Origin of the sequence: Gordonia lacunae, from assembly GCF_002149015.1 — a bacterium.
Taxonomy (GTDB): domain Bacteria; phylum Actinomycetota; class Actinomycetes; order Mycobacteriales; family Mycobacteriaceae; genus Gordonia; species Gordonia lacunae.
The window spans coordinates 55,962-66,730 of sequence record NZ_NGFO01000031.1; the positions used below are offsets into that span (position 1 = coordinate 55,962).

The following is a 10,769-nucleotide window of genomic DNA, read 5'->3' on the forward strand; positions in this document are numbered from 1 at the left end:
GGCGGATGCGCGGTGCCGCCCCTGCCAGGAGGGATGCCCGCGAACCGGGGGGCGTATCCGACCTGTGCGCTTCACGTCAGAACGGTCCAGAGTGCGAAGAGGTACTCGGGAGCTCTGGGGTGAGGGTGCTCTGGACGAGTTCTGGTGTCCTGCTGACGCCTCGGGTCGGGTCGACGTCTGCGCAGTGGTGCCTATGAACCCGCCCCGATCCGGTGCTCGACGAGCATCTCGATCGCGTCGACGACGGTGGCGGCGAGTCCGGCGGCCGTGTGCTCGCCGAGTTCGCCGCGCTGCTCGTCGGCGCGCATCATGATGACCGACTCCACCAGCCGGAAGGGGAGCAGCGTGCGCTGGTCGGTGTCATCGCCGAGCGCCGCGGCGGCCAGCGCGGCATAGGAGTCGGCCAATTCCTGTCGGTCCGAGCGGAATTCGGCGAAGCGCTGATCGGCGACCTCGGGCAGCAGATACAGCGCCCCGAGGTTCCAGCGCGATCGCGCCAGCTGGTCGACGTCGAAGCGCGCGAGTTCCAGTAGCCGGGTCAGCGCGGGCTCGTCTCCGCCGAGGAGTTCCCGTGCGCGTTCGAGCGAGGCGACGACGGTCGTCTCCAGCAAGGTCGCGAGGATGTCGTCCTTGGTGCGGAAGTAGTGGTACATCGACGCCTGCCGGATTCCCACCGCCTCGGCGATCATCCGCGTCGACGTCCCGGTGTACCCATGGCGGGTGAACAATTCGGCGGCGGCGTCGAGGATCTCCTCGCGCGCGGTCTGCCCGCGTCGTCGTGCCGGCACCAGGCGCGGACGGCCGCGACCGATCGGAGTCGGGGCCGCGCTCGGGCCGGTCGGCATGCTCGTCTCCTCAGTACGGTCGGCGGATTTCTCGACCCTAGCCGACGGTTCGGGCACTTCTGCCGTCCATGAACCCGCAGGTCGGGGTAATCCCAGGCGCGTAACGGGGACGTAACCGGAGTTTTCACGACCGGAACAATCCTGTCAATCGATAGAAATCCGGGAGGTCTTATCTATCAGGTGACAGGAAACAGTGCCTGACCCACCGTTGCTCAACGTGGAGCTTCTTCTCTGAAAGGAAGACCGCGCATGACCTCCACCCCCGAAGTGGCTCCCGCGACGACGCCCTCCTCGCCCGCCGGAGATGCCGACGCACACGATCTCTCGGCGCTCGGCTACGACCAGCAACTCCATCGCTCGCTCGGCAAGTTCGCGTCCTTCGCCGCCGGGTTCTCCTTCGTCTCCATCCTGACCACCATCTTCCAGCTGTTCGGCCTGGGGTTCGGTTTCGGCGGCCCGGCCTTCTTCTGGACCTGGCCGATCGTCTACGCCGGCCAATTCCTGGTCGCCTTGTGCTTCGCCGAAATTGCTGCGCGGTATCCGATCTCGGGCGCGATCTACCAGTGGTCCCGCCGGATGGGCGGCGAGGTCGTCGGCTGGTTCGGCGGGTGGTTCATGATGATCGCTCAGGTGGTCACCGCCGCCGCGGCCGCGATCGCCCTGCAGGTCGTCCTGCCGTCGATCTGGATCGGCTTCCAGATCATCGGCGACGACCCGACCCTGACCACCACGAGTGGTGCGGCTAATGCGGTGCTGCTCGGTTCGGTCCTGCTGGTGGTCGTGACCGCGATCAACTGTGTCGGCGTCCGGTGGATGAGCCGGGTCAACAGCATCGGCGTCGTCTGCGAACTCGTCGGTGTCGTCGCGGTGATCCTGGCACTGTTCACCCACGCCCAGCGCGGCCCCGACGTCGTCTTCGACACCGGCGTTCCCGGTCAGCAACCCGGGTACATCTGGGCGTTCATCGTGTCCGGTTTGATGGCCGCTTACGTCATGGTCGGTTTCGGGTCGGCGGGTGAACTGGCCGAGGAGACCCGGGATCCGCGGCGCGTCGCGCCTCGCACGATCCGGATGGCGCTGACCGTCTCGGCCATCGGCGGCGGGCTGATGCTGCTCGGCACCCTGATGGCGGCGCCCACCCTCGACGAGCAACTCGCGACCGGCGGTCTGCCATACGTTCTCGATTCGGTGCTGGGCAGCTTCTGGGGCAAGGTGCTCCTCGCCGACGTGGCGGTGGCCATCTTCATCTGCACCCTCGCCATCCAGACCGCCTGCTCGCGGCTGATGTTCTCGATGGCCCGCGACGGCCGGCTCCCGTTCTCGGCGCAACTGTCCCATGTCAACAGCCGCACCGGGACCCCGATCCTCCCGTCGATCCTGATCGGTGTGCTCTGCATCGGCATCCTGCTCGTGAACGTCGGCAACTCCGCGATCTTCGCGACCCTGGCCAGCGTGTGCATCATCCTGATCTACCTGGCCTATCTCGCCGTCACCGGTCCGATGCTCTACCGACGGTTCCAGGGCTGGCCGCATCGCGGCGGCCGGGACAACCCGACCGTCGACGCCGGTGGCCGAAAGCTGTTCAGCCTGGGCCGGTTCGGGATCGTGGTGAACGCTCTCGCCGTCCTCTACGGCGCCCTCATGGTGATCAACCTGGCGTGGCCGCGGGCCGAGGTGTTCGACCCGGCGGGCGAGATGCCGATCCTGCGGTGGGCCGGCCCCATCTGCATCGTGGCGACGGTCCTCGTCGGCATCGCGTGCTACCCACGCGGCAAGGAGCACCCGCGGCCGGTGAGCACCAATCCGTCCGCGTGAGGCCCTCTGCTCCCTGCGGAGCGCACGCGCCGCTCCACCTGCTCCCTGAGGAGCGCACGTGCCGCTCCACCTGCTCCACCTGCTTCCTGCGGAGCGCACGCGCCGCTCCACCTGCTCCCTGAGGAGCGCACGCGCCGTTCCACCTGCTCCCTGAGGAGCGCCCGGAGCTTGCGGAGGGCGCGTCACGAAGGGTCTCGCGACCGACGCTCGGAACCCTTCGTGACGCTCGCAAGCTCGCTCCTCAGGGATCGGGGTTCTCGCGAGGAGCGAAACGACCGACCCCTGCTTCCTGAGGTGCGACGAGCAAAACGACCGACCCCTGCTCCCTGAGGTGCGAGGAGCGATAGCGACGAGCCTCGAAGGGCACACCGAACAGTCTCTACGACAAGGAGTTCCGAATGAGCACGATCACTGCTGCGGGTACCGGCACCACCACCGGTGCACGCGAACACGCTCGCGCGCAGGCCGGCGCGATCACCGACAGCATGCCGGTGGTGCCGGCCTCGAACTGGCCCGCCCCGCCGGCCGACGTGCCGGCGGCCTCGCTGACCTGGGCGGAGACCGTTCCCGGCGGTCGATACACCAGCAAGGTGCTGGCTCGGGGAACCCGGCTGCGGTTCTCCGACGTCGCCGGCGCGGCGTGCGCACACCTGCTGCTCTGGCGCGCCGACGCCCCGTGGGAGCGTCTCAACGTCGCCGACACCGTCAAAGTCCCGTGGCAGGCCTATCTGGGAGCGGGCCATCCGCTGCTCAGTGATCAGGGTCGGGTCTTGGCCACCGTCGTCGCCGACGACTCCGGCCATCACGACGCGCTGTGCGGCACATCCACGCTCGCCGGCAACACGGCGAAATACGGTTCGGGCGAGGTGCATTCGGCGAGTCCCGCCGGTCGCGAACTGTTCACACTCGCGGCGGCGAAACACGGCCTGACACCGACGGACGTCGCCCCGTCGCTGTCGTTCTTCCACGGCGTCACCGTCGACGCCGACGGAACGCTGCGCTCGATCGGCAGCGCGGGCCCCGGCCGGACGGTGGACCTCATCCTGCATCTGCCGTGCACGGTGGCCCTCGCCAACACCGCCCATCCGCTCGATCCCTCGCCCGACTTCGGCACCACCTCGCTGGAAGTACTGGCGTGGCAGGCACAGAGCGATCTCGACACCCTGCTGGCCGAGGTCGCCGGCACCGACCCCGAATACCAGCGCGCTGTCGCCAACTCCGAAGACGTCTGGGCCGCGGCTCATCACCGAGTCGTCCAGTAGAGAGGACCACCCATCGTGACCGAGACACATTCCACAGTCATCACCGATGTCACGTCGGCGCCCGCCGCCGAACTCGCCCTCGTCCCCGGCACCGTCGTCGGTGACGCACAGGTGGGCGAGCGGTCACCGTGGTCGGGTGTCGTCGCCGCCGGCGACGTGCTCACCATCGTCGACCTGCACGGCAATCAGGCCGTCGACACGCTCTTCTATGCGGCCGACGACACCACGCGACGGTATTCGGCCCAGGCGACCATCGCCGCGCAGGGCAACATCTTCCTGACCACCGGCAGCGTCATCCGCGATCATGACTCCGCGCCGCTGATGACGATCATCGCCGACGAGGTCGGCAACCACGACACTCTCGGCGGCGCATGCTCGCAGGAGTCGAACACGCTGCGGTACGGCCACCACACCAAGCACCAGCACGCATGCGTGGAGAACTTTCTCATCGAGGGCAGCCGCCATGGACTGGGCAAGGCCGACCTCGTCGGCAACGTGAACTTCTTCATGAACGTGCCGGTCGATCCCGACGGCTCGCTGGGCATCGTCGACGGGTTGTCCGCGCCCGGCAAGCGACTGGCGTTACGGGCCGAGGTCGACACCCTGGTGCTCATCTCGAACTGCCCGCAGATCAACAACCCCTGCAACGGATTCGATCCCACCGCGGTCCGTGTCATCGTCACCCGGCCGTCCTGAGATCCGTGTCCACCACGCCCCCGGGCGTCGACAAGTCCGACGAGGAATCCACCATCATGACTGCCACCACCCCGGGTGCCGTGACCGTTCTCCGGTCCGGTCCACTCACCACGATCCAGGACTGGCCCGGCCGGGTCGGGTACTGGAAGGTCGGCGTACCGCCGTCCGGTCCGATGGACGACCTGTCCTTCCGGCTCGCCAACCTCGCCGTCGGCAATCCCGAGACCGCCGCTGGCCTCGAGATCACCCTCATGGGTCCCGCCCTGCGGTTCGGCCGGTCCGCGGTCGTCGCCGTCACCGGCGCGCCGGTCCCCGTTACGGTGAACGGAACAACTGTGCCGCAATGGGTTCCGCTCAGACTCGAGGAGGGAGACGTCCTCGACGTCGGTTCGATCGGTGCTCTGGGGATGCGCGCGTACATCGCGGTGTCGGGCGGGCTCGACGTCGCCGATCATCTCGGGAGCCGGTCGACCTTCACCATGGGCCGGTTCGGCGGACTCGACGGCCGTGCGCTGGTCGCTGACGATCGTCTCGAACTGTTGGACGGGCCGCTCGGCACGCCGCGACGCATTCTCGGCGACGAGCAGCCGGCCTTCACCAACTCCTGGCAGCTGGCGGTCACCGTGGGACCCCACGGAGCCCCGGAGTTCTTCACCGACGAGGACATCGCCGACCTGTTCGCCACCGACTACGAGGTGCATTTCAACTCCGACCGGACCGGCATCCGATTGATCGGCCCCCGACCTTCGTGGGCACGCGATGACGGCGGCGAGGCCGGGCTGCACCCGTCGAACATCCATGACACCGCGTACTCCGTCGGTGCACTCGACTTCACCGGGGACACACCGATCCTGCTCGGTCCGGACGGGCCGAGTCTCGGTGGATTCGTCTGTCCGGTGACCGTGACGACCGCGCAACGGTGGAAGCTCGGCCAGCTGAAGCCGGGGGACACGGTCCGGTTCGTCGCGGTACGCGGCGACCAGGCGGCCTCGCCCACCGAACTCGGGCTGGGCCGGCGCTCCTGCTTCGTCGACGTCCTGTCGTCGGGCGGGGACACCGACAACGGAATCCTCGGAGCCACCACGACAGCCGACGGATCGACCTCGGTGACGTACCGGCGGTCCGGCGACGACAACGTGCTCGTCGAGTACGGCGAGATGCACCTCGACCTGGCCCTGCGCGCCCGGGTCCATGCGCTGGCCGAGCGGATCGCCGCCGAGAAGCCGCGCGGCCTCATCGACCTCACGCCGGGTATCCGCTCGCTGCAGGTGAAGGCCGACCCGGACGTGTGGTCGCAGACGCAGATGCTGGCGTGGCTGACCGAATGCGAGAGCCAGTTGCCGGCCGCCGAGGACCTCGTGGTGCCGAGCCGTACTGTGCACCTGCCCTTGTCGTGGGACGATCCCGCCACCAGGGAGGCGATCGAACGGTACATGCTGGGCGTGCGATCGGATGCGCCGTGGTGCCCGTGGAACATCGAGTTCATCCGGCGCATGAACGGCCTGGACTCCGTCGACGACGTGTACCGCACCGTTTTCGACGCCAGCTACCTCGTGCTCGGCCTGGGGGACGTCTATCTCGGTGCACCGGTGGCCGTTCCGCTCGACCCACGGCATCGCCTCGTCACGACCAAGTACAACCCGGCGCGCACCTGGACTCCGGAGAACGCGGTGGGGATCGGCGGCGCCTATCTCTGCATCTACGGCATGGAGGGCCCGGGCGGTTATCAGTTCGTCGGCCGGACGACGCAGGTCTGGAATCACCGGCACCCGTTGCCGGCGCCGGGATTCGACCCCGAACATCCGTGGCTCCTGCGGTTCTTCGACCGAATCCAGTGGTACCCGGTGAGTTCGGCGGAACTTCTCGACATGCGGGCCGACGTCGCCGCCGGGCGCGGGGACAGCACGAAGATCGTCGACGGCGAGTTCTCGCTGGCCGCGCACCAGAGCTTCCTCGACGAGCACGCCGCCGACATCGCGACCCGGCGGAACACGATGGAGATCGCTCGTGCGGAAGAGCGTGAACGATGGTCGATGCAGGGTGAATTCGCCGCGAAAGCGGCGGGGGTCGGCCTCGCCGACACCGCGGGGATCGCAGACGACGAGGAGCGGGTGGCATGAGCAGGATCGACGAGCTGTATGCGCGGATCGCCGAGGCGGACCGGCCGGAGGTTTTCATCACGCTGCGACCCGAGGGCGAGGTCGCGGCCGAGTACGAGCGGTCCGTCGCCGCCGGCGGCTCGCTCGCCGGCGTACTCCTCGCCGTGAAGGACAACGTCGATGTCGGCGGTGTGCCGACCACCGCTGGGTGCCCCGGTTTCGCCTACACCCCCGACACGGATGCCCCCGCGGTCGCCGCGTTGCGCGCAGCAGGTGCGGTGGTCGTGGGCAAGACCAATCTCGACCAGTTCGCCACCGGCCTGGTGGGAACCCGCAGTCCGTATGGCGCGGTCCGGGATTCGCGACGGCCGGACCGCATCTCGGGCGGATCGAGCTCCGGCTCGGCGGTGGCCGTCGCCCTCGGGTTCGCCGACATCGCGATCGGCACCGACACCGCCGGATCGGGCCGGGTGCCGGCCGGCCTGCAGGGCGTCGTCGGCATCAAGCCGACCGTCGGTGTGGTCTCCACTGCGGGAGTCGTGCCCGCCTGTGCGAGTTACGACGTCGTCACCGTCTTCGCCGCCGACCTGGCGCTGGCCGACCGGTCGATGGGGGTGATGGCCGAAGCCGCCGGCACCCGGCCCTTCCCGCAGTCGATCCCGTACGCCGCCCCGGAACGCCCAGTGATCGCCGTGCCCACCGAACTGCCCGGCCTCGACGACCGGTGGCGGGCCGTCTTCGACGACGCGGTGCTGCGTGCCGAATCGGCCGGGCTCATGGTCAAGACCATCGACCTGTCACCTTTTCTCGAGGCCGCCCGGCTCCTCTACGACGACGCGCTCGTCGCCGAGCGGTACGACGCGGTGGGGGATTACCTCGAGTCGGTGGCCGACCCCGAGGCCGCCGGACTCGACCCGACCGTGTCGTCCATCATCGGCGCGGCGGACCGGTTCTCGGCTGTCGAACTCCTCCGGGCCCGCCGTCGGCTCGCCGACCTGCGCGCCGCGGCGACGGAGCAGTGGGGCGACGCCACGGTTCTGATGGTGCCGACCGCGCCGGCACATCCCACGCTCGCCGAGGTGGCCGCCGATCCGGTCGGCGTCAACTCGCGGATGGGCACCTACACCAACTTCTGCAATCTCTTCGATCTGTGCGGGCTGGCCGTGCCGGCCGGGACGGTCGTCGAAGACGACGGCAGCACAGCACAGTTCGGCGTCACCCTCCTGGGTCCTGGGCATGCCGACGCCGTGCTCGTCGACGTGGCGCGCCGGTTCCTCGGCGACGACTCGGAGGCGCCGTCCTGGGCGGAGGGTGACGAGGCGATCGAGCTCGCGGTCTTCGGCGCGCACATGCGGGGCGGACCGCTGACCCATGAGCTCGGCGACCGTGGCGCCCGATGGGCAGGTGAGGTGACCACGACCGCGTCGTATCGGCTGGTGGCGCTCGACACCACCCCGCCCAAGCCGGGTCTGGTCCGCGACCCGGCCGCCGGGCGCGCGATCCGGGGCGAGGTGTGGGCGCTGTCCCCGGCGGCGCTCGGTGATTTCTTGGCCGCTCTCCCCGAACCGATGATGCTGGGCAAGGTCGAGATCGCCGCCGGCGAGACCGGGCCGGCCCGCTGGGTCGTCGGGTTCGGATGCGCCGCCGACGCCGGCGCGTCGGGGCAGAGTCTCGACCGCGACCGCTGGTAGGCGCCGACAGCGGCGTCGCCCTCCGACGGAAACGACGTCGCACGAACGGGATTCGACCTCGCGCGCTCAGGCCGCTGAGCTCGCCTGTGCCGGAACCCGTCTCGCGTCCCGTCCTGGACGCCTGACCAGAACGACCGTTTCGTGCCATTTCCTCCGATCGACTACCGGTTCGCCGACCGTGATGATTCACTTACTCAGCTCGGGAGGTCGGGGAGAAGAGAGTTGGACGGATGACCAGGTTGGGGCACAGCGGGATTCAGCGATCAGAGAAGGTCGCTCGACGCGAGAACCGGAAACAGCGGCGACAGCACCGCGCGATCGCAGGGGCGGCCGCGTTGGCGACGGTCGCCGCGATCGGCGCGGGGCAGGTGGCGGAACCGGCGGTGGCCGACGCGGCGCTGCTCCCGGGTATCCCGTCCGAGATCGACGATCTGCGTGACTGGTCGAAGGGTTTCGACCGCGGCAATCCGCTCGGCGATCTGGTGACCACGATCGGGAACGGCGCGCTCGCCGACATCGCGGAGCAGTGGCGCATCCAGAGCTGCATGTCCGGTGGCGCCCGGGACGGGGCCGACTGCTCTCAGTCGAGCACCGAGCTCGGCGGCATCGGGCTCGCCGTCGTCCTGCCCGACCGCATCGAGGTCGTACCGGTCGCGATCTACGACCCGGTGAAGGGTGTCTACGACACGCTGTCCGGTTCGGTCCTGGGCGACATCATCCGCTGGCTCGGCCTCGACCTGCCGCCGAGGATGACCGACGGTCCCGCGACCGAGGGCTCGGCCACGGTCGCCGGGAACGGCTTCCAGTTCGCTCTCGCCTACCGCGGCGGCGACGCAACTGCGACATCGTATCTGCCCCTGAGCATCGCGACGGCGGGCGCGAGCGACGGGCGGACCGCGAGGTCGTTCGCCCTCATCGGGATGGCCCATGCCTGGAACACCGGCCCACTCGATGTCACGGTCCTCGGCGAGAAGATCGGAGAGGTCCCGGGCATCCAGGGCGTCGGCTGCTACGGCGGGCTCACCGGCGCCTACGCCGACGGCGTCGGCGCCTGCGCGAATGTACTGGGCACCTTCGACTTCCGCTGGCAGCAACCCAACGGCGAACTGCAGTTCGCGCTCACCGACCCGACCGCGCTGATCACCGATCCCGGCGGAGTTCTCGGCGGCCTCGGCGCCGAGGTCCTCGAGGGTCTGCTCGCCGGCATCCTGAGTGGCTCCGGTCTCGACTTCGACAGTGACTGGTTCTCCCTCTCCAAGGACTTCGCCCGCCTGAGCATCGGCGGTGATCACGCCTTGTTCAGCGGAAACTTCCTCCGGCTGACGAGCGACTACGGGTTCACCGGTCCGATCACGGTCGACTGGCTGGGTTCGACGGTCACCTTCCGTCCGCTGGTCGAGGTCAACGGCGAGTTACGGCCGAATCGTCTGGGCTTGCCGGTCATCGAGTTCGGGCAGCTCGACACCGGGGAGCTCGTCCCGGTCATCCGCATCCCGAAGTACGAGTTGCCGTTCGGTCTGCCGGCGACCGACCCGATCGACACCGGGGCGTCGAACACCTCGGCTCGTACCGTCCTCGCGTCGGCGGACGCGGTCACCACCGCGTCCGGCGACGCGCACGAGGTGGTCACCGGCCCGGAGACCGACGAGACGGCGAGCTACGTCGGCAAGCACCGCTCGGCGGAGGACTCCTACGTCGGCAGGCATCGGGCACCAGAGCCCGCCGACGACAGCGGCCCGGTGGAGGCGGACGGCGGTGGGTCGGATGCTCCGGAAACCGACAGCCCGGGTGACGACAACACGGAGGACGACGCCGCGGATTCCGGTGGCGCCGAGGCGGGCGACGCCGACGCGGGCAGCGCCGGCGATGACGGTGCGGACTCCGGCGACGCCGGCTCGGGCAGTGATACCGGAGCTGCCGCAGCCTGATCCGAAAGAACCACAGAATTGTGTGTCCTGCGCTTTCGTCGTCCGGGACGACCGACCCCTGCTCCCTGAGGAGCGCTCGGAGCTTGCGGAAGCGCCACCCCCCTGCTCCCTGAGGAGCGCCCGGAGCGTGCGGAAGCGGCTGGCGGAGAGGCAATATTCGCCGGTGCGATATTGGTCATTGGCCTCACCATCATTACTCGATGATACATCGTATTTCATTGTTAGGCAACTGTTTTCACACATCGTGTGTCGATTTATGTTCAGTCGCAACGTCGTTCGCTCGACATCAGATCCACACTTCTTTGGCGTCCGGTCGGGTTTGGCCTTTCCTGATATTTGGCCGCTTGTGCGCGCTGGCCGGATGTGGCAGGAGCGGAGAGCGGCCCGGTGCCGCGATGGGAGCGCAGCGCGTGGCGGCGGGTCGGTCGGAGTC

Annotated in this window: 7 protein-coding genes; 6 read left to right on the forward strand and 1 reads right to left on the reverse strand. The window is 68.9% G+C overall.

Annotated features, from left to right (window positions below; translation table 11 throughout):
• Nucleotides 1-191: 191 nt before the first annotated feature.
• A complete protein-coding gene (locus tag CA982_RS21490; protein WP_086537218.1) occupies nt 192-845 on the reverse strand; it encodes a TetR/AcrR family transcriptional regulator in 654 nt (217 codons plus the stop codon).
• Nucleotides 846-1,094: 249 nt separating this feature from the next.
• Between CA982_RS21490 and CA982_RS21495 the strand changes: the two genes are divergently transcribed.
• From CA982_RS21495 to CA982_RS21520, 6 genes are all read left to right on the forward strand, one after another.
• Nucleotides 1,095-2,660 (forward strand): amino acid permease, encoded by a 1,566-nt coding sequence (locus tag CA982_RS21495; protein ID WP_086537219.1) that lies wholly within the window; start codon nt 1,095-1,097, stop codon nt 2,658-2,660.
• A gap of 398 nt (nt 2,661-3,058) precedes the next feature.
• Nucleotides 3,059-3,922, forward strand: coding sequence for an urea amidolyase associated protein UAAP1 (locus CA982_RS21500; RefSeq protein ID WP_086537220.1), 864 nt, complete (start codon nt 3,059-3,061; stop codon nt 3,920-3,922).
• Between the two features lie 15 nt (nt 3,923-3,937).
• Complete coding sequence (locus CA982_RS21505) at nt 3,938-4,618, forward strand: urea amidolyase associated protein UAAP2 (RefSeq protein ID WP_086537221.1); 681 nt, start codon at nt 3,938-3,940, stop codon at nt 4,616-4,618.
• Between the two features lie 56 nt (nt 4,619-4,674).
• Complete coding sequence (locus tag CA982_RS21510) at nt 4,675-6,738, forward strand: 5-oxoprolinase/urea amidolyase family protein (protein WP_086537229.1); 2,064 nt, start codon at nt 4,675-4,677, stop codon at nt 6,736-6,738.
• Nucleotides 6,735-8,408 carry an allophanate hydrolase gene (gene atzF / locus CA982_RS21515; protein WP_086537222.1) on the forward strand — a complete coding sequence of 558 codons (1,674 nt, stop codon included), beginning with the start codon at nt 6,735-6,737 and terminating at the stop codon, nt 8,406-8,408. Before CA982_RS21510 ends, atzF begins: the two co-directional genes overlap by 4 nt.
• A gap of 230 nt (nt 8,409-8,638) precedes the next feature.
• Nucleotides 8,639-10,336, forward strand: a complete 1,698-nt coding sequence (locus CA982_RS21520; RefSeq protein ID WP_086537223.1) for a hypothetical protein — start codon at nt 8,639-8,641, stop codon at nt 10,334-10,336.
• The last annotated feature ends 433 nt before the right edge of the window (nt 10,337-10,769 follow it).